Consider the following 19,879-nt stretch of genomic DNA (forward strand, 5'->3'; position numbering starts at 1 on the left):
TGTAACGACAATTCTTTGGCAAATGGGCGAGAGTAGCCTACACATGGCCAATGACGACCTCGAATATCAAGAGTCAATCAAAGACGATTTAGAGCGCTTCTTTACTTCTCCATCAAAAGATAATCTTCCGGCTATTTTGAGCGTCGACAAAGAATACGATTATCTCGACTTCAAGAGTGAGTGGCACGAACGTTCACAATTGGCCCGACATATCTTGGCCTTCTCTAACTCTGGTGGGGGTGCTATCATAATCGGTGTAGAAGAAGCCGGAGATAAATCACTCGAATCATCTGGTGTAGACGACCCTCTTGATGAATCCGACTTTGGAAACAAGGTCGAAAAATATCTTCCTGACTCTGCGCATGATGTTTATTCACTGGAGACATTCTCATACGGGGAAGTATACGATGATGGAATTTCTGGCCATACATTTCAAGCCCTCTTCATTAATGGCGCAGGTGAACTTGTCCCTCTTGTAGCAACGAACGCCGGGAAAAACATCGACGAAGGCAGTATATATGTGAGAAGGAATACAAAAAGTAGCGTTGCGAATTATGAAGAGGTACAGTCACTCCTGCGAAGAAGACGAGAAAGTGGTGTCGAAAAGGAAACAGCAGAACTCCATGAAGAGTTGAGACAACTGAAAACGCTCTACAACGAGATTGACAGGAAAAAGACTATTTCTTCGTTAGCGGCTCTTGCGGGTGCGTTGAATACATTCCCGCATGAAGAAACAAGACCTAATCCACACTATCCCAACCAAGACTACGAAGAGTACATATCCCATCTGATAAAACAAAAGAAAATCAGAATTGAGAAACGACTCGGTATTGAGAACCTCGCTCTGTGACAGACATGAAGAGTGGCGGTAGAACTTGAACCGGACGACGAAGGCTGGTTATTTCTTCCCTTAAAATAAGCAGGGAATAATTATGAGTCGTCTGTGGCGTCTCTCTGTTCCTTACACCACTCGTACATTTCGTCTCGGAGGTACTCTGGTGTGTCACCGAAAACACGACCGAGTCGCCAACCGAGATTGTTCCACGTCAATTCTTCAAGCACACCTTCGTACTCTTGACCTTCCACGGCTCGCGTCCAGCCTTGTTTGAAGTTAGCCTTCCGTCCGCTGGTAGGGTCTTTCCGAACGTCTTCGTCGTAAGATAGTCGCTCTTCTACCATTGTCATAGAATCATTCAATCGACGCTAAATAGTCCTTGTCCACAACCGTCTCTAACGCTTTGAGCGGCGTCGAGAACAGGGCTGTGTCGCCGCTATGCTAACATAGGATTTTCTCGGAGTCGTCTTGCGGCTCTGACCGGCGTCTACTCGTCAGTCGTGTCGATACCGAGCGTCTTGTTCAGCCCGCAGAAGCAGGTCGTCGCGTTGAATCCCAACCCGAGCGCCCCGACGAGAGCCAGCAAGCCAGTCTTGCGCTTCCCCTTTCGGAGTGTGCTGACAGCCACGATGGTCAGCAGGGCGGCGAGCAATGCGCGGGCGAGACGGTCGCGGCCACCGACGTTTGTTTCTGCCATGTCAACGGAATGGGACGCCACTGGCTTGTATTTTCTCTCGTGGATTTCAGAACTCCAGCCGGGCGACGAGGGCGGAGTATTTTCTCGCCTACGTTGTGGTCAGTGTTTGCTTGATTACGACCGAGTTCGTCGGCGTGTGGACGACGCGAACGGTTATGCTATCGCCACTATTGAGTGTACACTCACTACTGGCTAACCGGAACGTTGCTGTTTCGCCCGGTTCCCACACGCCACCAGCCTCTCCAATTGGCCCACCTACTGAATTAGCCGAGTTGTCGAAAATATCGTCGCCACGAACGTACTCGCTCGTTGGTTGCGGGTCGCCACCACTTGCTGGCAGGTTCACTAATCGACCAGACTTCCCGCAGGCGTCCTGCGCGTCGACAGCGATTTCTAAATCACCTGTTTTTATTCTATCGCCTGCGATGTGTGTTATCCGGATAACACCCCCATCATTACCATCTTGAGAGACAAGCTCACCACTTGACTGTCCGACGAGGGGTCCGGGTCGGGTTATATCGTCAGCAAACCCAAGCCCATAGACAGACATTGTAGCGGCCAGTATAACCACTATTGCGACCATCAAGACTGTCGCAACAACAGATGAAACAGCCCGTGATGACGACGGAGCGCTCACTCTACACAATGTAGTAGTGTACTAACTCTAATGTGTTTGTATCGATAGCGAAAGCTGGACTCGTCATCAATAAACAAGGCTGGTCAGCTATTCATTCCTTATTCTGCCATGAACGAGTGTATTGACCCCTCTACCCTGACTTTCGGAGATAGTCGAACCGACAGCGAGCCGTGAGAGCGCCGTGAGTGCGCTGTGAGTGCGTTCGTCACGGAGCGAGTGGTATCGTTCCTTTCGGAGATGAACCAGAGCCACAACCATTAGAGCGCCTGAATAGCGTTTTATAACTCTATAACTCTCTATGAGTCGGTTTCACTGTTCGATAAACGAGCGCGGTTGAAGTTTCTCGGATTCGGCCAGCCACCATACCATGTTTCGACCCCCAATCTGCTTGCTCTCTAATCGACCTTCGTCAGCCAGTGAGCGGAGCCGGTTGTAGGTAGCGCGTCGTTTTAGCGGCACCTGTTCTGCCACTTCCGCAGTCGAAAGTACGGGGTCGTCCGTGTCTCGAAACAATTTGATGATTTCATCTCCACTCACTCTCGATGTAGGCCCCGGTTTCGTATCTTCGCTCATACAGGCTTCTATTACGCGTAATCAGTTAACTATGCCGTCCAAGGCAGTACACTTAATATCCATGCCCTCCAAGGTATAGATAGAGAAGGACTCGTCTCTTGGGGCGTGATTCGCGCGAAAACGCCCGGTGCGACAACACCGGACGAGGCCTTCTCACTTGGAGGCGACAAGGCCATGACAACATCGAACGCCGAGAGTGAAGAGTGTACTGAACGACAGATACTTCGCCAGCTACCGGGATTCCATCTGGACTCCGGTTGGCCGTGTGATTGCGGTATTGACGCCATCCGGACCAGCAAGTCGGTCGGTTACAGTGACTTTGTGACTTACACCCACCGCTGTACCGAGTGCGGGAACGAGTTCGTCACCTACATCGAGGGGTAACGATGGCGGCACTATCCCCTACCGATGTGGTGGACGTACTCGACGCCGACAAACAGGTAGAGAAACGAGCGGCTTGGGAAGCGTTCGAGTTCGCGCTTCTCGGTGACGGCAACGTAGAGGTGACGAATGGGTCGCATGGGGACGCTGGCAACCACACTTACACCGTCCATGTCGAGAGCGGTATCCCCTCGCACTGTACGTGTCCAGCGTGGGAGTACCAGCCCGGCGTGTGTAAGCATATGGTAGCCGTAGCGATTCGAGAACCAGTCCTCGAAGCGGCCACCGAAGACCAGCAAGTTCGCGCTGATGGAGGAACTGCGGCCCTCGAAGAGTTCGGTACTGACGACCGGAACGACGACCGTCCCGAGGATTGCGACTGTGGCGAGTGGAACGATGGCCTCGGGCTGTGCTGTTGGCCCTGCTATCGTGAGGGATTCGAGGAACCAAACCCGCACGCGGCGGGTGATGGGCAGTGACCCGACCATCTCCGGCGGCGGCGCTGAACGGCGTACAGGTAGGCCACATATGCGACCGGTGTAATAGGGGTATCAGGACGGGCGACATGGCGGTAGTCTACTCGACCTACTACGACGCCGATGGGTGGGTCGTCCGGCGAGTGATGTGCGACTGTGGAAGCCGCACTATCGGACTACCCACGGATGGTGCCGACGAGGTGATTGTCGAGGCCGTGTATTGGGGGTCGCGGCTGGTTGGTGTCAAGACCGTTGACCGAAGCAGACCGTAGACGTAGCAGGCAGATTTTTGATAATCGGCTCGCTGTTTCGCTGTATGCCAAACTTTGCTTCGCTCGAATCCCAAGAGGTACGCGAGTATTGGGAACACGAGGCTCAAGAGTTCACCCCGTGGATAGCGAGTGAGATACGTGCCGAAGACGTTTCGGAGTTAGAAGACTCGTTGGGGTTAGACCTTGAGATAATCGAGGAAGAGAAGAGCGTCGGACGCTACAACGTCGATATTCTCGCTGAAGTCGTAGACGACAATCGAAACGTCGTCATTGAAAACCAACTGAACCCCTCGGACCACGACCACTTGGGGAAATCAATTGCCTATGCTTCGGGCGTTGACGCTGACATTATCGTGTGGATTTCACCTCGATTTCACGACGAACACCGAGACGCGATTCAGTGGCTTAACGAGAACAGCCGCGAGGGTGTGGACCTATTCGCTATACGGCTCGAAGTATGGAAGATTGGTGAGTCTGACCCTGCTGTCCGACTGAACCCTGTCGCAGAGCCGAGCGAGTGGAAGGAGAAGGCCAAGCGGTCAGAGGGCGAACTAACGGACACGGAGAAATTACAGGAAGAGTTTTGGACCGAGTTTCGGGACCGGATTGAGGACCGCGAGACGCCCTTGAGCGCTCGGAAACCGAACCCACAACACTGGTACAACAATCCGATTGGGAAAACTGGCTTTGAACTCGCCTTCATTCTCAATTCCCGCGATAACGAACTCCGAGCTGAACTCATTATTCGAGATAACGCCGAAGCGTATCGGCAGTTGATAGACCAGTCACAACAAATCGAATCGGAGTTCGACCGACAATTAACCTGGCACGAACCTGAAGAGACGCGAGCCGGGAAGGAACGGAGCCGTATCGTTGCCACGAAGTCGGCTGATGTGACTGACCAAGACCAATGGGACGAATACCTCGAATGGATGGTTGAACACGGCGAACAGTTCCACAACGTGTTCTACGACCGGATTCAGCGGTTATAATAGTTTATGCCGGCAAGATACAGACCGGGTGTGAGAACGTTCTATAGGTAGGAGTAGTGGCCAGTTCGGTGAACTTTTTCCCCATCTCGGAGTGAGAGGTTTCCTTCATCATCGAGTGATGGTTGTTTATGTGATAGAATTGTCCTGTTTTCTGAATCCTCAAACAGTTGTTCCACACTGGAACCATCTCGAATATCTATCCAGCCAGTAGCCAGTGTCCTATCCGCTACCTTATTGTCGAATATGTCTCGATAAGAGATACCGATACCGAATCCAAGTGTACTAATATTCTCTTCCATGAGTTCTTCCACACCCTCACTGAATGAGAACCGAGTTGACTGTTCTCCGCCGGGTTCTACATATCGCTCGAAATAGAGTGAGAACTTCAGGTCCTGTTCATCATCTTCACGAAGAATCTCTTCTGTACGGGCTTGCGGTAGGTCTTCATCAGCGCCTACTCTCTTCGGTGTAGTTGCACCTCCTGTGTAGGTGGCACGAAATGTAACCTCTCCCCGTGGTGTGTCCTGTTCAGTACTGGTGAAAACTTTGTTAGAGAGCGGTTCCACCTCTACGCCCATATCATAATCAGCAGGCCCGTCCATCGCTTCTTCGCCAACGTAGAACTCAACATCAATCTTGAATCGCTTGGCGAGGCCAGTTCCTTGATTGGAACAGTGAATAGTGATAGAATCATCCGAGGCTTCAGTTACCGAAATATCGACAGCAGGAATGTACTCGGCCTCCATTATCTCTTGCTGTCGTTCTTGTATTGAAGTCTGTTCTTCACTGATTGACGTTTGCTCTTCTGCGATAGACGCTTGTTCTTCGCTAATGTCTCTCTGGTCTTCCAGAACTCTCGTCTGGCGAAGATATATCCATATCAGACCACCTGTAAGGAGAGTATTCACGAGAATAGAGATAACTGACAACGAGATATTCCCTGCTTCACTCGGAGTTGCGTTCGGAAAAATCGAATCGATTGCCGTTGTAAGGAGGCCCATTGAAAACAGGGTTATCCCGACAACCAGAAGTGCGACGTGAGAGAAGACAACGGCAATTCCGACCCCTTTTTCGACAGATATTTTCTCACTACGGAGTCTTTGCCAGTTCATAAATCCGATTTCGTGAAAATCAGGTTCGTGCTATTTTGTTCCAGCCACTTGGCCTTCTCCTTGTAGTTCGATACGTGTTCTCCGACCAACTGCCAGAACTCTCGCCCGTGGTGTTGTTCGGTCAGGTGGGCGAGTTCGTGAACAACGAGATAATCAACAACCTCGGGCGGGGCCATAATGAGCCGCCAGTTCAGGCTAATCGTTCCACCGGTCGAGCAACTACCCCACCGAGTTCGCTGGTTCCGAAGTTCGATTTTTTCGTACTCGACACCCATGCGTTCGGCGTAGTGGTCGGTACGGTCGGTGAGATAGTCCCGCGCCCGTCTCCTGTAGAAGTTTTCGAGAACTTGCTTGACCGTTGATTGCTCAACGGCGCTCTTCCGGAGACGAATCGAGTCCTCGTCCACATCATGCTTCCGGCGTGGCTCTATGACGACTTCCCGGTCTTCACCGAGTACGGGGAAGACCTCGCCAGCCTCGAAGGTCCGGTCGGGGGCTTGCTCACGGTAGGTGTCGTACTTCCGTTGCTGGTCAACGACCCACGCCGCGTTCTCCTTCAGCAATCTCGATGAACGAGCGTCTTCGGACTCGGGAAGGACGACCGTTACGCCATGTATGTCCACGTCGATACGTGGCTCGCTGGCGTCAGCACTGCGGCGTACCTCGTACTCGATGGGGTTCCCCAACAGGTCGATTTTCCGAGGTTGTGCTTTAGCCATTGTTCGCAATGAGGTAGTTCCGAATCGCGTCTATGAAATCGTCGTCGTCCTGAATCAAGCGTCCAAGGTCGTACTGCTTGACCAGCACGTCCAGCAGGACACGCTCGATTTCAGCGATGGTCTGCTGGTTCGTCTTCCAGCCGTGATACCCTCGGTCCACACGGTCGCGGAACTGCGTGACGATTTCCCCGGCCACGGCTTCGGCTTGTTCTTCGGACTCGATAGCCTCGGGTGTCTCTTCGGTTAGGTGGGTATAGATAGCGAACTCGGTGTCTTTCATCCCCTTCTCGTCGGCCTCGGCTTCTACGTCCAGAAGCTCTTCTTCGACGGTCTTGAGGGCTTCAACAGCCTCGGGGTCGCCTATCTCGTCTCCTTGCCAGCGTTCCACTATGTCCGTCACGCGCTCGCTCAAGCGCTTGTAGCGGGGGTTCTGATTCTCCCGAGGGTGTAGGTGTTCACGGGTTGCGTGGGCAATCTGTGACGCCTTCACGCCGGGATTGTCCAGCCCTTCCACGTCTTCGAGGTATTCCTCTCCGAGTTTGTACGTGGGGAAGTCCCGCTTGATTTCCCCGATTTCGACGTTCTCACTGATTATCTCGCGGGTCTTTTCGCGCATATCCTCTTCGGGGTCGTCGTCGCCGGAGGTGGTCCGCTTGAACGCGACGTGGACTCGACTCAACCATTTGTAGTCGTCCTCGATACCGCTCTCTATGAGCCGTTTGTCGGGTGCGACGGACTCATAGAGCGATTGTAGCCGTCGGAAACCCTGTTTGAACTGACGACGTTCAGGGTGGGTGCTGACGCGTTCGACGGCCTCGTAGGCGGCTTCTTGTGTGTCGTTCTTCGGTATCGCCTCGAAGATACCTATGACTGTTTCCAACTGGTCTTTCAGGTCCTCAAAGAGTTCACTTTTGTCGCGGGCGGCGTAGGCTTTCGTCTCGTCGTCGTAGTCCAGCGCCTCGTCGATATTCTCGAAAACGCCTTGGAAGTCTACTATCTCGCCGTTCCCCTTACCCTCGGCGGGCCGATTGGTCCGGGCGATAGCTTGCATAAGGGTATGGTTCTTGAGATTCCGGTCGAGGTAGATGGTCTTCAGAACCGGGGCGTCGAAGCCAGTCAGCAACATGTTATGGACGACCAGCAGTTTCGGGTCTTCGTCTTCCTTGAACGACTTGATGATACTGTCGCGTTCATCCGGGTCGGTGTGGAACTGCTGAATCAGGTCGGGGTCATCGTTGGTGGTCGTGTAGAGAACTTCCACCTCGTCTTCGCCACGACGGTCGGTGAGTCGCTTGCCGTACATGGCGGCTGACCGGCGGCTCGGCGTGACGACCATCCCCTTCCAGCCGTTCGGGGAAACGTGTTCGTCGTAATGTTGGTCGATTTCCTCGACTGCCTTGTCTACGCGCGGCTCGATTTCTGCGAGCGTGGTCGTGTTGACGGCTTCACGGATGAACTCGCGCTTCTCGTCTTTGGTGAGGCCCCGAAACTCTTGATCGAACTCGTCGTCCAACCCGGCCTCGTCAATCTTCCATTCCATCTCGTGGCGGAGCGTGAAGTAGACGGGTAGAATCAGGCCGTCCTCGATACCTTCCTTGACGGTGTACTGGTGTAGATACCGTTCGCCGGTTCGGTAGTCTTCGCCGTCGGGCGAGAACTCGCGGAAGGTGTTGCGGGCTTTCTGCGTCTCGCCTTCCCTAACCGGGGTTCCGGTGAAGCCGAAGTGGTAGCAGTCCGGAAGCGCGTTGTCGAGACGACTGCCAAGGTCGGCTTCCATAAATCTGTGAGCCTCGTCGCTCATGACAATTACCTCGTCGTTGCCCTGCGCGTCTGGCTCTACGTCTTGGAACTTCTGAATGGTGGTAAGGACGAGTTCGCTCTGGCCCTCTTCAATGAGTTCTTCGAGGTGGTCGATACCCGTGGCCTCGGTCCACCGTTCGAGGGAGAGGTTCGCCAGTTGGTCCCGCATTTGGGAGTTCAGTTTGTCCGTGTCCACAATGATGAACACCTGCGGGTTGTCGGCCATGTCGCGGGACAGCAGGTTCTCGGCGGCGTAGAGCATTGTGAAGGACTTCCCCGACCCCTGCGTGTGCCAAATGAGGCCGGTCTTGTCCTCGCCCTCACCCACGCGGTCGAGAATCGCGTTCACGGCGTAGTATTGCATATACCGAGGAACGATTTTCGCGTCCCCTCCGGCTCGGCGCTCGTAGAAGACGAAGTTCTTCAGAAGGTCCAGAAGGGAGCCGGGATTACACAGCGCCTTCACGGCTTGGCGCATTTCGTTGTCGTCGGCGTACTGTTCGGGGGCGTCGTTCCAAGGTTCGTAGAACTCGCGCGGTGCGCCGACCGCACTGTAGCGCAATTCCATCGTGTCTGCGGCGACGTTGAATAGGCCGGGGGCGAACAGTCGGGGTACACCCTCTTGGTAGGCCAGCAGGTCGCTCACAGCGTCATGCCAATCGTTGTCCTGTGCCCGGCTCTTGAGTTCCATCGTGACGAGCGGAATCCCGTTGACGAAGAGGTTCATGTCCGGGCGGATGGTCGTCTCGCGCGATACCGAGAACTGATTCACGGCGTGGAAGGTGTTGTTCTCGGGGTTTTTGTAGTCTATCAGGTCTACATAGACGGTCTTCGCCACTCCATCAGGGCGGCGGACGGAGAAGGTCTTGCCCTTCGTCAGCAGTTGGTAGAACGCCCGATTACCGTCTATCAGGCTCTCGCTGTCGAGGTCGCGCTTCAGGGACGAAATGAATTTCTCGACATTTTCCTCGGTCACGTCCTTGTTCAGCGCTATGACCTGTTCGGCCAGTAAATCCCAATAGACGATTTCGTGGCTCTGCCGGTCGTATGCGGCGTCGAGGGCGCTGGCACCACGGTCGCCGTCCTGTCCGTAGGTGTCCCACCCGACGGTATTGAGCCACGACAGTAGCGAGTGTTCAACGCCCTCTTCGGTTGGTGCTGTAGTCATTAGAAGCCTCCCGTGGCCGTTTCATACTTTACAGTCCACACGGACAGGCCCACGAATATGTACACAATCACCGTCAGTACGGCCTTAATCGGCCTGTCCAGTGCCCACGCAACTATCGGCAACATCGCATTGACCAGTTCCAGTATAAAAACTCCGAGCGTGTCGGCCACTTCAGAACTTGAGCTGGAGTAGAGTGGTGGGAGAATATTCAGATACGCAAGTGAGACATTGACGATGAAAGCGACGGACGCGCCAGTAGAATACATGTTTCGCCACTGGCTTGGCCCGGCGAGAAGATTCCCAAGAGCGTAGTTCAGTCCTCTATCACTAACCATGCTGTTCGATTTCTTCTGGCACCTCTATGTTAGTGTTGGTTGTTCGGACTGTTCCTGACAACAAGTCTTGTACGAGGCCCTGCTTGACTTGGTGAAGATTGTCCAGTTGCTTTTTGTTGGCCTGTGAAACCTCATCAACCGATTCGATTACCTCTATAATTTTTCTTTGTTCGTCTATCTCGGGAAGTGGAATCTCCAAGTTAGAGAAGAAGTGTAACTGAACCTTGTTGTGAGTACTGCCCGCCGAGAGTCGTTCAAGCTGTGGGGTTGCGTACTCGAAGAGGTACATGAGATACCGAGGGAGTACCTCACTTTTGTCACACTCGAACGTCACTTGGTCTTGGTCGGTCGCCATTTCTTTTCCCAAGATAGCCGTTTCTCCGATAGCACCAGTGCGACAAAGGACGAGAGTACCTTCTGGTAGGAGTTTTGCTCCCGAGTTGTTCAGACCTTCTTTGGTGATGGTGTCGTCAGTAGTGTGAATGACTGTTCCTTCGAGTTGGGTCAGGTCGTGAATGTCTACCCACGAAATTTCTCCGTCCCAATACTCATCGACAGAGGTAGATGGAGTGTGGCCTGTTTTTACCTCTGTAATCTTGCCTGATTTCTTAATATCCCACGCCGCAGGAAGGGTCTCTGTCCTTGTCATCACGTAAGCGTCCTGCATATCGACTTGGTGCCATTCTTGATGGTCGTAATAACCTCGCGAAAAGAACTCCTGAATGAAACTCTTTTTGAGCCGATTCGCCTGTTCAACTATTTCTCCCGTCTTCTGAATCGCTTGGTCTACGTTGTGAAGTACAGTAGCGATTTTTTGTTGTTCAGATTTTGATGGTACAGGCAGTTGATACTGTTTCAGCACATTCGTCTGAATACTCTCAACAGTCGTCCCCGTCTTCTTACAACTCCCGCGTATATCTTCGGAAAGACCCGAGATTGCTTGGAAAAAGTACTCTGCGTTGACTTGTTCATTGTCCGGGTCAAGTGCCTTCAAATCCTGATTGATAGTCGTTTGATTATCAACCATCGCAACCGGTAATGTGTGACGTAGAACGCCACTCCGAACAACCATGAGAGTTGTTCCTGAAGAATATATTTTGGATGTTGACGCCTCTACCCCCTTCTTCGTCATCTTGTCTTCAGTGTCATTCAGTCGTGGGGCGTCGAAATCTTTCGGCGTTGTCCACAGAATTTTTCCCCCATCCCAGTATTCGTCGTTGCTCTTTTTTGGAGTGCTTCCACCACCAATCTCGCACAGGTCAACAAGACTTTTTTCAGCCCATTCATTGGCCTGCTCTCGGTGGTCTTTGAAATCATCCAATTTTGCTTCCTCACTCATAATTCAGCGCCTCCATGTGGCTATCCATTCGAGTTTCTATCTCGTCACGTTCGGCCTGTAATTCGCGTAGTTTCCCAAGTTCTTCCTGTACGTCAATCTCTTCCTCCGGTTCGGTCGTATCGACGTACAACGCGATATTCAGGTTGTAATCGTTCTCCCGAATTTCGTCCAGTTCGGCTGTTCGACTAACACGTTCTTCCGTCGTCCAGTTACGGAAGTTCTCTACGATGTGGTCAAGTCCCTCTTTGGTGAGTTCATTCTGATTCGAGAGTTCGCGGTAGAATTCCTCATCAGCGGCGTGAACGAATTGTACCTCGTTCGCTCGCTCGTCGGGCTTGTCAGTGTTCAGGACGAGGATGGCCGACGGGATACTGTTATTCTGAAAGAGGTTGCCCGGAAGTCCGACGATTGCTTCCACAAGGTCGTCTTCGAGCATTGGCTCGCGGTATTTGCTCTCGTGCTTGCGGAACAGCACCCCGTGGGGAATGACGATAGCCGCCTTCCCACCCGAGTCGTCGCCACGCTCGGGGTCTTTCAGTTGCTCGGCCATGTGCATGATGAAACTGTAGTCGCCCCGGTCGGCGCGGGGGAGTTTCTCGTCCCAATGGAAGCGACCATACGGGTCGTCCTGAAGCCCGTCCTTGTCCCAATCGACGGAGAACGGGAAGTTAGCCAGCACCCGGTCGAAGCGCGTGAGTGCGTTGTCGTCCTCGTTGGTGAACGCGGGACTCGACAGTGAATCCTCGCGTTCGATGGTGCCATTCAGGCCGTGAATCGAGAGATTCATCTTCGCAATCGCCGCAATGTCGGGATTGATTTCCTGCCCGGTGAATGTCATCTTCGAGGGGTCGCCACCCTGTTCCTCGCGGTAGTAGCGGGCGGCCTCAATGAGCATACCACCCGAACCGACCGTCGGGTCGTGGAAGGTCATACCATCCTCGAACTCGTCCACGAGGCGAACGCAAAGATTGACGATATGTGGCGGCGTAAAAAATTGCCCCCCTGATTTCCCCTCTTCCTCTGCGAAGTGGCGAACTAAATCCATGTACGCCTCTCCGAGCATGTCTGGCGGGATGCTGTCCCGGTCGAGGTCGTACTTCGAGAGGTGTTCAACCAGCTTCCCGAGCCGGTCGTCGTCCAGCGCGTCGGCGTCGATGTAGTCTGCCCGGAAGAGTCCCTGAAGTTCGGGGTTTTCGTCGGTAAGCGCGTCGAAGGCTTCGTTCAGTTCCTTGTCCACGTTGTCCGAGACGGAACGAAGGTCGTCCCACAGGTAGCCCTCGGGAACAACCGGAATGTCGTATAGGTTCTCCCGGCGGGCGAAGTCCTCGCCGTACTCTTCGAGGTTCTGCTGGTACTGTTTCTCGAACTCGTCGGAAATCGACTTGTAGTACACGAGGGGGAGTATGAACTCCTTATAGTCGGTGGGGTCAACGGCGTCACGAATTATGTCGGCGCATTTGAAAAGATGTGAGTCCAGTTCTTCCAAGGAGAGGGTCATATGCGTCCTATTCCATGCGAGCCGGTTATTTGCTCCGGTGAAGCTCGGGGTGGACTATCTCGTTACCAGAATACCCCTGCCAACGTTCTAACTCGACAGGTGAGACACTCTGTTATTTTTCGGAAGCGACAGGGGTACGCACCCTCTTCTGTATCTGCCGGAGTTCCCGCCGTTGGTCGGCCTCAAAGTCCGGTTGGTCAGTAGAATTGAATGGAACGCCTTCGTTACGGAATGAGTCTCCGTCCGGTTCGTCCAGCACGAACTCGCCTGATTCAACTGCTTCCACGAAATCCCACGGTGCGTACCAAGTCCACGGGCCTTCGTCCGACAGGTCACTCACGTCCGCGTCGTCAACGACGATAAACCGTAAGTCCTCGTCGGGGAACGCGGCTTCATACACGTCCTGAATTAGTCGAAGACCATCGCGGCGGCGTGGCTTGATGAAGTCCTCAAACTGCGAGTTTTCGTACTTGTACTGTTCGCCTGCGATATGCTCTTCCCAAAGGTATTCTGCTTCCCGAATACCGGGGGTTTCCGTTTCCACCCTCAAATGCTGATTCCCAGTACACCACACGGGAGTCTCTTCAACGTGCGCCCAATACTGAATCCAACCGATAGGAACTGCCCGGTGTTCCGGATGGGGGTTGACAGAGACGCTGTTGTCCCTATCGAAACAGAGGACGACTCTTTCTGTCCTATCGCTGTGGTTGCTCATTGGTGGCCACGCCTATGTCAACTTAAGCGAATTAATCTCAAAAGGATTCCGACGGTCACGACCTGACGCCGACAAGCGAGAGGCTGTCAAGGACAATCTGACGGTCTACTTGACCTCGAAGTTCATTCCCTATTCGGAAACGGCATTCTTCGGGTAGAGGCCCTGATAGCCCTATTAGCAACGTTTTCGGCGGTTCGCTTATGCCCACGGAGTAATAAACGAATCGTAACGACAACGCCGGTCGCGCCGCTACGGAAAGCAGTCCCAAGGGGACGGATTCGGAAGGGGAGAGAGTATTGGGATTGTCCCTTCCTACGCACGACTGTTGTCGTAGGCGAGTACGACAATGAACGATACAAGCCCTGCCCGCAAAAGAGTATCGACCACACGAGAATCAAGCAGTAGCAGTGGGTCATTTCCGGCTTCCGAACTTACTGCTTGTACTCGATACAGTACCGACAGAGAAGACAGTGGAAAGCACCAGTACCCTCGTCTCCGTTCTATCTATGATTCGCCCCCGGAAGAAGCGAGGTATCACGGCCCGCTCTATTTCCTCACAGACGAAGAGATACGTCGGCATGACCGAGTAGTCACTGAAGAATCAGAATATGAGTTCTCGAATGGCTCAATCGCTACTGTTCTACAAGAGCGAGTCAAAGACGAAGGACGAGTACTCTATCAGGTAAAAGTAGAATCAGACGAAGTTCGCAACGAAGGTATCAGTGTAGTTCGTCAGTGGCTTTCAAAATTTGCTGACCAGTACCTTCCTGTCTCTCCCAACGATTGTACCCTGTACTACTCTGGCGGGCGCTCAATTCATCTTCATACGCCATTGTTCGTCGAGGGTATAGAACGGTTTGAGCGTGTTAAGGAACTGGTGGACGAGTTCAACAGCGAAACTGCGGCGCAATTAGACTCTGCGACGTTCAAGCAGAAACAACAGTTCCGCATACCCGATACTGAACACCATAGCGGTTCACCGAAAGTGGAGATTGGATGGAACTGGTCAAAAGGTAAAATCGCCCGCGAAACCAACCGAAGCCAACCGAGACCCCCTGACCGATATGTGGACGTACTTGAACGTGATTTTGGATATGGAATGTCGTACCTCTTTGCGAATATTGGAGAGTTTCTATATGACCCGACCACCACAGACGACGCTCCCATAGTCGACCCTCTACCTTGGGAACCGGGACAGCCGAAGTACGCGGGTGAAGGCTACGAGAAGTGGAAAGCGTACAACGACCAGTATTTCTCACCATATGCCAAGGTACGAACGCATAGACGTAGCGTGTTCGTCGGTCGCGTCATAGGGGGTGAATTCGTTCGAAGAAACGACCCTGAACGACGAGTTCTCATTCCATGCGTTGCTCGCTTTGCTCTCGGCGGCGACCCCGAATTTCATTACCACGGCAAGTACCTGCCACTCTATCTTTCCGAACCCGATTACAACAAGCGAGAGTATGCCCCCGGAGAGAGTCTCTTAATAATCGGTGGCGGCAACGGCCAGTCGAGAATCTTCGAGATTGATTCAACCCTCGGCAGTGTGCTTCACGGCGCAGTGGTCGATAAATCGTATTCGAAGGACCTGAACTACGAGGACGGGAAAGAGATTGTATTCGATACTCTTGACGAGTGGACGGATTTTGACCTTGGTAGCGGAGGTAAGAACGGGCGTCGCGGCGAACGAAGTTCGGAGTCTGGTCGTTCTTCCAATACCAGAGCGGCCCAGTTACAGCGAAAAGTGGAGCAGAATGGCCCGAAATCACTCACTGCCGAATACGACCAGATGTTCGTGATTGCGTGTCGTCTTCTCAAGTCGCGCGGATGGGACGGCACATATGAATGGTTCAGACGTGTTTACCGTGACGAGTTCAACCCACAGAAGACCCATAGTCACCTTCAGCGTATTGTGGAACAGTGGCCTAATCAATACCCTGTCAACGTCCCCTCGGGGCCATAGAAGTACCAGCCTTCCTATTATTGAAGCGGGAACCCGTGAAATCGAAGAGTATAGCGACTCTATTGGAAGCAAGGTGATTCGGAGTATAAAAAGGAATACGGCTGAAATCCCGAAGTGACTCTCTATCAGTAGGGCTATCAGCCGAACTCGCTGATAGGGATAATAGCAGAGCGACCGAACCCAACCCGGCCAAAATTTTGGTGATTTATGTGACTACTATCGGTCGCTCTCGATTCGACACCGGGGGGTGTTTTCAGATAACCCCACCGGGGCGTCTCCTTGTTCATTCCCGATATGGGAATGAGGGGGGTGAAAAGGTCAAATCGAATTGACCGGCTATCCCGATACCTTCCGATTTTAGCAAGGGGCCGAAACGGGCGAAACCGGCCTCTAAATCCTTCTAACGACGTTTTAGACAGTGTGAGAATTGCGTAGCACCTCTCTATGGCCCTGTGGGGCCGTCTCTGGTGGGGACAGTCCGACCCGTGAGCCACCTGACCTGTGTAGGCGCACAGCACGCACAGGCACCAGCAGAGCGCTGTCAGCGGCAGGGGCCACCGAGGTACCCCGTAGGCCGGGTGGGCTGGTGGGGTACGAGAGGCCGGGGGACTGGCCCCGTGGGGGTCAGGGGGTCGTCGGTCGGGCCGAGACAATCGGGGGTAGGGGTGGGGGCTTCGATAGGGTCGAAAATTTCAGAGCGGCAGGCACTCTACAGAGATGTGTGATTTTCGGGGGTCACAGGCCGCGTTCGTGGCGTCATGCTGGCCGCGTGCCAGTCGTGACGGTCGCCTTCGACAGCATGGGTCACTCGTCACCGTTGGACTTCAAGGACGTGAGGGATTGACTGCGAGCCGAGAGCGGGCCGGAAACATTCGTTGGAGAGGGCCGAATCACGGTAGTCGAACCCCCTGTTTTTGCGGCACCAATGTTTGCCACGTCTTTATTAAATTTATACGTGAGGCGCATAGCGCACACTCTCAAAGAACATCGCCATGTATCAAAGACCAGAAGCGGTGAGTAATGACTAACAGCGTCAAGAAATAGTGCGCCATCAGGCTGTAGACAATCCCGCTCACGATAAATGCCAGTCCCGAACCGGCGGTGCCGCCTATGCGCGATACCACGATTCCAAAGACCAGACAGATTATGAGAACTACGCCTGCCAGAATCGCATAGAGCGTGAACTCCTTTGTCTTTTTTACAGTCCGTTGCTCGTAGGGATGGCTACCATCCTTGTCGTACCTCATGAGCAGGATGATAGTGTTTATCGAAAACCCCGTCAGGACGCTCAAAACTGAAGCAGAAGCAGTGATGAATCCCGACCAAAGCACGACGTAGTTAGCGAGAGCGAATCCTACAATGGCAGGAAAAACGGCGAAAATACCAGCCAAGACGATGGAATCAAGCGGATTCTTTAGACCAGTCTCTTGGCCGAGGGATGAATAGTGGTCGCTGATGATACTCCCGATATTGCCGAATATCATTTTTCGACGTTTGCTGACCCGGTGACTGGTTCTACAATCTGCTGGTCCAAAATATCATTGGCCAAATCGTTTGACTCATTTCGGAGAGAACGTGCGGTGATAAGGCCAGCTTCAGTGCGGAGTTTCTCACTATCGAGGTCTTTCCGCATAGCCACTTCTTCGTTCAATAGCGAGAAGGTTTCGCTCCGGCCACCATCCTTCTGAATGGTCACAGTAAAGTTCTCCACATCGTCGCTGACAATCGTCCCGAAGTGCTTGTTCGTGTCCTTGAGGCTGGCCGCTTTACTCTTCACCCACTCAAAACTCCCACCGTGTTCGGGACGCAGAACGACCGAACGAGTTCCAACTTCTTCAGTTCTTAAGCCCTTTACTAACTCCATTCGCTTTTCATCGTCCCCCGGAATCTTCCGAACATTAATGTCTAACTTGGCAATTCGGTCGGCTCCTATCACCTTTTCAAGTACGTCTTCCGTGGTAACAGGGTCCATCTTCATTGTGTAGTCACTCACTCCCGAGAGACACGTCTGTTCGATATGCTTCTTCAATTTCCCCTTCACGCCAATTCGGTTCACTTGGTGAAGGATGATTAGAGCGGTCTGGCCATTATCATATGGCTTGCCATCGCGTGTGTGTGGGAGACAAATGAGGAAGTACAGCGGCATTTGCTCGGCTTCATCTTCTCCTTTCAGGTGAGTCATATCGCCTGACTCCACATCACGGATTTCGGCCTCGTATCCGTGATAGCCAGTCGAAACGATACCTTCGATTAGATTCCCGTCACGATGGTACTCTTCGATGACGAAGGTCTTGTCATTACTTGAAGGCTCAAGATTAGAATCCTGCTTCGAGAATAGATTCTCCATCAAATCGAGAATGTGGTTTTCATCGAACGCTGTATCGTGGGCGTGTAGTTGAGTGAGGTTGTAGCCGTTGTCAGGATTCCGTTGTTCGTATATTTCGAAAGAGTATGGGACAAGTTTCTCCGAAGGCATTGGCTGGCACCTTGTAGCGAATTGATATAAAAGTGGATATTATGTACTGTCTACAGGTCGCCAATCAGTTCCGCTTGGGCAACAGCCAGCGCCTTCTCTTCGTCCGTCTCCGCGCCAGCCATCTCGTGAACTTCGCTCTCGCCGTCGGGCAGATTGATTTCAGGGGACTTGTTCTGTTCGTCGCTCATACCCGTACTACCAGCCGCAAGGGGTGAGTAATTTTCGCTGGTTGGACCACCTGTCGGTGGTCAAAAGTTGTGCCACTGGGAGTCCTCTACATGGCCGCTTACAGGGGTAATAGCAACAGACGGCGGCGGGATTTTGCGCCTGTTCTCGGGAAATGACGGGAGTATATAAATCAGACCGGCAATTCCGCCCTAAATTGCGGTCGACAGAGTAAAGATAGGAACCATATCGGTTAGACTTATGAACCTATAATTTTATAAGTGCGAATCAACTATACTTGAGGTAGAAGGCGTATATCGGGTGATTACACGGGCCTACAGGAAGCCGTGAGGCTACCTGCTTTCAAGGCAGGCGCAATGGGCCACTCTGCCATCCCACCACGTCCCGACGGTCGGAGTCGTTCGACTAAGTGGTGTCGGTGTCGGCCGGTCTCTGGTGGCGATGTTTTAAACACCCTCGCCGTGGACCACACGATAATGGATCGGGACGAGATCGATGAGTACGTCGACCGATGTCAAGGGCTCATCGAGGCATCGCCACAGATGGACGAGGAGAACACGAAGGTGAAGTTGATCCAGCCGTTCCTCGAACTCCTCGGGTGGGATCTCTACTCGACGGAGGTCGCGCTGGAATACACGATCCCGATGGCGTCGGGGAGTACACACGTCGATTACGCGCTCCTCGTCGGCGACTCACCGGTCGTCTTCGTCGAAGCGAAGCCCGTGCGCTCGACCCTCTCGGACGACGAGGTCCGCCAGTTACGAAGCTACATGCGACAGGAACTGGATGTCGACTGGGGCATTCTGACTAACGGAAAATCATTCGAGGTGTTGACGAAGGACAGACGCCGAAACGGCGGCGAAGAGATGTCGGTCGTACAGTTCAGTCTCGAAGATCTCGGCGAACGGCCGGGCGTTCTCGAACTCCTCACGAAGGAGTCGATCCGCTCGGGAAAATCGGCGGAGATCGCCGAACAGGTCGCGGAAACGAACCGCGCGATCCGATACCTAAACGAACACGAATCGACGGTCACCAATTCCGTCGCGAGCGCGGTTACCGACGAGGTCGGCGAGCTACCGATCGACCTTGAAGCGCAGTCGAGAGAGTTCGTCCAGGGTCTCGTATCCGTGTTGCGCGAACAGCGCCAATTCGTCGGGGAAACCGACGGCCACACTCCCGAAGACGACTCCCCGCCCGACCCCGAAGTTACCGGAAGAGAGGGCGAGACGGGCTCTGCAGACGGTCCCGATAACCTCGAACATATCGAACCGATCGAAGACCACGTCGCGGGAACGATCCGCCGTCAAGATATCGAGGGCGACTCGGACGCGGCGGTTGCGGTGTTTCCGACTCGGGAGTCCGGACTTCCGTTTCTGAAGGAGAACGAGGCGTGGGGGTTCGTTCGTGTCGGACGCGACTTCGACTACGTCGCGATGTACGTGACCGGAGACGTTCGGCAGGTGAAATACATCGCCGAAGTCGAACGAGTGGTCTCACCGGACCAAGCGGATCTCAAGCGTGAGCCGTTGGAATACAAGGATCGAGGAGCGATCGCGGACGATAAGAAGGTCATCGTGTTCAGACCGGGCACGCTGTATGAACTCGAAGATCCGGTCCCGTTCGAGACACGCTATCCCCAAGGTCTGCGATACACGACGTTAGGAGAGCTTCGAACGGCAGAAACGACCGACGATATGCTGTGACT

19 protein-coding genes are annotated in these 19,879 nt (G+C 53.4%); 6 read left to right on the plus strand and 13 right to left on the minus strand.

The window, feature by feature from the left end:
* The first annotated feature begins 43 nt into the window (after positions 1-43).
* Complete coding sequence (locus ACFQMF_RS00685) at positions 44-850, plus strand: AlbA family DNA-binding domain-containing protein (protein WP_256407197.1); 807 nt, start codon at positions 44-46, stop codon at positions 848-850.
* Between the two features lie 472 nt (positions 851-1,322).
* Here ACFQMF_RS00685 and ACFQMF_RS00690 read toward each other — a convergent pair whose 3' ends face one another.
* From ACFQMF_RS00690 to ACFQMF_RS00700, 3 genes are all read right to left on the minus strand, one after another.
* On the minus strand, positions 1,323-1,532 hold the full coding sequence (locus tag ACFQMF_RS00690; RefSeq protein WP_256407198.1) for a YgaP-like transmembrane domain: 210 nt from the start codon (positions 1,530-1,532) through the stop codon (positions 1,323-1,325).
* A gap of 88 nt (positions 1,533-1,620) precedes the next feature.
* Positions 1,621-2,169 carry a type IV pilin domain-containing protein gene (locus ACFQMF_RS00695; protein WP_256407199.1) on the minus strand — a complete coding sequence of 183 codons (549 nt, stop codon included), beginning with the start codon at positions 2,167-2,169 and terminating at the stop codon, positions 1,621-1,623.
* A 309-nt stretch (positions 2,170-2,478) separates the two neighbouring features.
* A complete protein-coding gene (locus ACFQMF_RS00700; protein WP_256407200.1) occupies positions 2,479-2,742 on the minus strand; it encodes a hypothetical protein in 264 nt (87 codons plus the stop codon).
* Between the two features lie 386 nt (positions 2,743-3,128).
* Between ACFQMF_RS00700 and ACFQMF_RS00705 the strand changes: the two genes are divergently transcribed.
* The 3 genes from ACFQMF_RS00705 to ACFQMF_RS00715 are packed head-to-tail and all read left to right on the plus strand — an operon-like array spanning position 3,129 to position 4,863.
* A complete protein-coding gene (locus ACFQMF_RS00705) occupies positions 3,129-3,602 on the plus strand; it encodes an SWIM zinc finger family protein (RefSeq protein WP_379791392.1) in 474 nt (157 codons plus the stop codon).
* Complete coding sequence (locus ACFQMF_RS00710; protein ID WP_465261783.1) at positions 3,599-3,871, plus strand: DUF8112 family protein; 273 nt, start codon at positions 3,599-3,601, stop codon at positions 3,869-3,871. Before ACFQMF_RS00705 ends, ACFQMF_RS00710 begins: the two co-directional genes overlap by 4 nt.
* A 44-nt stretch (positions 3,872-3,915) precedes the next feature.
* The gene (locus ACFQMF_RS00715) at positions 3,916-4,863 is read left to right on the plus strand and encodes a DUF4268 domain-containing protein (protein WP_256407202.1); all 948 of its coding nucleotides are present in this window, start codon (positions 3,916-3,918) and stop codon (positions 4,861-4,863) included.
* Positions 4,864-4,904: 41 nt separating this feature from the next.
* On the opposite strand, the gene ACFQMF_RS00720 is transcribed toward ACFQMF_RS00715, so the two are convergent.
* From ACFQMF_RS00720 to ACFQMF_RS00750, 7 genes are all read right to left on the minus strand, one after another.
* The gene (locus ACFQMF_RS00720; protein ID WP_256407203.1) at positions 4,905-5,975 is read right to left on the minus strand and encodes a hypothetical protein; all 1,071 of its coding nucleotides are present in this window, start codon (positions 5,973-5,975) and stop codon (positions 4,905-4,907) included.
* Positions 5,972-6,694: a M48 family metallopeptidase gene (locus ACFQMF_RS00725; RefSeq protein WP_379791396.1), complete on the minus strand. Its 723-nt coding sequence runs from the start codon at positions 6,692-6,694 to the stop codon at positions 5,972-5,974. Before ACFQMF_RS00725 ends, ACFQMF_RS00720 begins: the two co-directional genes overlap by 4 nt.
* A complete protein-coding gene (locus tag ACFQMF_RS00730; RefSeq protein ID WP_256407205.1) occupies positions 6,687-9,662 on the minus strand; it encodes a type I restriction endonuclease subunit R in 2,976 nt (991 codons plus the stop codon). The genes ACFQMF_RS00725 and ACFQMF_RS00730 overlap by 8 nt, the downstream gene beginning before the upstream one ends.
* A complete protein-coding gene (locus tag ACFQMF_RS00735) occupies positions 9,662-9,997 on the minus strand; it encodes a hypothetical protein (RefSeq protein WP_256407206.1) in 336 nt (111 codons plus the stop codon). Before ACFQMF_RS00735 ends, ACFQMF_RS00730 begins: the two co-directional genes overlap by 1 nt.
* On the minus strand, positions 9,990-11,336 hold the full coding sequence (locus ACFQMF_RS00740; protein WP_256407207.1) for a restriction endonuclease subunit S: 1,347 nt from the start codon (positions 11,334-11,336) through the stop codon (positions 9,990-9,992). The genes ACFQMF_RS00735 and ACFQMF_RS00740 overlap by 8 nt, the downstream gene beginning before the upstream one ends.
* On the minus strand, positions 11,329-12,834 hold the full coding sequence (locus tag ACFQMF_RS00745; RefSeq protein ID WP_256407208.1) for a type I restriction-modification system subunit M: 1,506 nt from the start codon (positions 12,832-12,834) through the stop codon (positions 11,329-11,331). Before ACFQMF_RS00745 ends, ACFQMF_RS00740 begins: the two co-directional genes overlap by 8 nt.
* A 112-nt stretch (positions 12,835-12,946) precedes the next feature.
* Positions 12,947-13,549, minus strand: coding sequence for a hypothetical protein (locus ACFQMF_RS00750; protein WP_256407209.1), 603 nt, complete (start codon positions 13,547-13,549; stop codon positions 12,947-12,949).
* 346 nt (positions 13,550-13,895) lie between these two features.
* On the opposite strand from ACFQMF_RS00750, the gene ACFQMF_RS00755 reads away from it, so the two are divergent.
* A complete protein-coding gene (locus ACFQMF_RS00755) occupies positions 13,896-15,512 on the plus strand; it encodes a hypothetical protein (RefSeq protein WP_379791400.1) in 1,617 nt (538 codons plus the stop codon).
* A 977-nt stretch (positions 15,513-16,489) separates the two neighbouring features.
* On the opposite strand, the gene ACFQMF_RS00760 is transcribed toward ACFQMF_RS00755, so the two are convergent.
* From ACFQMF_RS00760 to ACFQMF_RS00770, 3 genes are read right to left on the minus strand one after another with little or no spacing between them, the layout of a single operon-like run.
* Complete coding sequence (locus tag ACFQMF_RS00760) at positions 16,490-16,996, minus strand: hypothetical protein (RefSeq protein WP_256407211.1); 507 nt, start codon at positions 16,994-16,996, stop codon at positions 16,490-16,492.
* Complete coding sequence (locus tag ACFQMF_RS00765) at positions 16,993-17,988, minus strand: hypothetical protein (protein WP_256407212.1); 996 nt, start codon at positions 17,986-17,988, stop codon at positions 16,993-16,995. The genes ACFQMF_RS00760 and ACFQMF_RS00765 overlap by 4 nt, the downstream gene beginning before the upstream one ends.
* Positions 17,989-18,038: 50 nt before the next feature.
* Positions 18,039-18,176: a hypothetical protein gene (locus tag ACFQMF_RS00770; RefSeq protein WP_256407213.1), complete on the minus strand. Its 138-nt coding sequence runs from the start codon at positions 18,174-18,176 to the stop codon at positions 18,039-18,041.
* Between the two features lie 474 nt (positions 18,177-18,650).
* Between ACFQMF_RS00770 and ACFQMF_RS00775 the strand changes: the two genes are divergently transcribed.
* A complete protein-coding gene (locus tag ACFQMF_RS00775) occupies positions 18,651-19,877 on the plus strand; it encodes a type I restriction enzyme HsdR N-terminal domain-containing protein (RefSeq protein ID WP_256407214.1) in 1,227 nt (408 codons plus the stop codon).
* Positions 19,878-19,879: the final 2 nt, after the last annotated feature.

This window comes from Halorubrum rutilum, assembly GCF_042665015.1.
Lineage (GTDB): Archaea > Halobacteriota > Halobacteria > Halobacteriales > Haloferacaceae > Halorubrum > Halorubrum rutilum.

Bases quoted from the DNA above. Each gene is read 5' to 3' on its own strand.
- ACFQMF_RS00685 (WP_256407197.1), top strand. From the start codon at position 44: ATGGCCAATGACGACCTCGAATATCAAGAGTCAATCAAAGACGATTTA.
- ACFQMF_RS00690 (WP_256407198.1), bottom strand. From the start codon at position 1,532: ATGGCAGAAACAAACGTCGGTGGCCGCGACCGTCTCGCCCGCGCATTG.
- ACFQMF_RS00700 (WP_256407200.1), bottom strand. From the start codon at position 2,742: ATGAGCGAAGATACGAAACCGGGGCCTACATCGAGAGTGAGTGGAGAT.
- ACFQMF_RS00705 (WP_379791392.1), top strand. From the start codon at position 3,129: ATGGCGGCACTATCCCCTACCGATGTGGTGGACGTACTCGACGCCGAC.
- ACFQMF_RS00715 (WP_256407202.1), top strand. From the start codon at position 3,916: ATGCCAAACTTTGCTTCGCTCGAATCCCAAGAGGTACGCGAGTATTGG.
- ACFQMF_RS00720 (WP_256407203.1), bottom strand. From the start codon at position 5,975: ATGAACTGGCAAAGACTCCGTAGTGAGAAAATATCTGTCGAAAAAGGG.
- ACFQMF_RS00725 (WP_379791396.1), bottom strand. From the start codon at position 6,694: ATGGCTAAAGCACAACCTCGGAAAATCGACCTGTTGGGGAACCCCATC.
- ACFQMF_RS00730 (WP_256407205.1), bottom strand. From the start codon at position 9,662: ATGACTACAGCACCAACCGAAGAGGGCGTTGAACACTCGCTACTGTCG.
- ACFQMF_RS00735 (WP_256407206.1), bottom strand. From the start codon at position 9,997: ATGGTTAGTGATAGAGGACTGAACTACGCTCTTGGGAATCTTCTCGCC.
- ACFQMF_RS00740 (WP_256407207.1), bottom strand. From the start codon at position 11,336: ATGAGTGAGGAAGCAAAATTGGATGATTTCAAAGACCACCGAGAGCAG.
- ACFQMF_RS00745 (WP_256407208.1), bottom strand. From the start codon at position 12,834: ATGACCCTCTCCTTGGAAGAACTGGACTCACATCTTTTCAAATGCGCC.
- ACFQMF_RS00750 (WP_256407209.1), bottom strand. From the start codon at position 13,549: ATGAGCAACCACAGCGATAGGACAGAAAGAGTCGTCCTCTGTTTCGAT.
- ACFQMF_RS00755 (WP_379791400.1), top strand. From the start codon at position 13,896: ATGAACGATACAAGCCCTGCCCGCAAAAGAGTATCGACCACACGAGAA.
- ACFQMF_RS00760 (WP_256407211.1), bottom strand. From the start codon at position 16,996: ATGATATTCGGCAATATCGGGAGTATCATCAGCGACCACTATTCATCC.
- ACFQMF_RS00765 (WP_256407212.1), bottom strand. From the start codon at position 17,988: ATGCCTTCGGAGAAACTTGTCCCATACTCTTTCGAAATATACGAACAA.
- ACFQMF_RS00770 (WP_256407213.1), bottom strand. From the start codon at position 18,176: ATGAGCGACGAACAGAACAAGTCCCCTGAAATCAATCTGCCCGACGGC.
- ACFQMF_RS00775 (WP_256407214.1), top strand. From the start codon at position 18,651: ATGGATCGGGACGAGATCGATGAGTACGTCGACCGATGTCAAGGGCTC.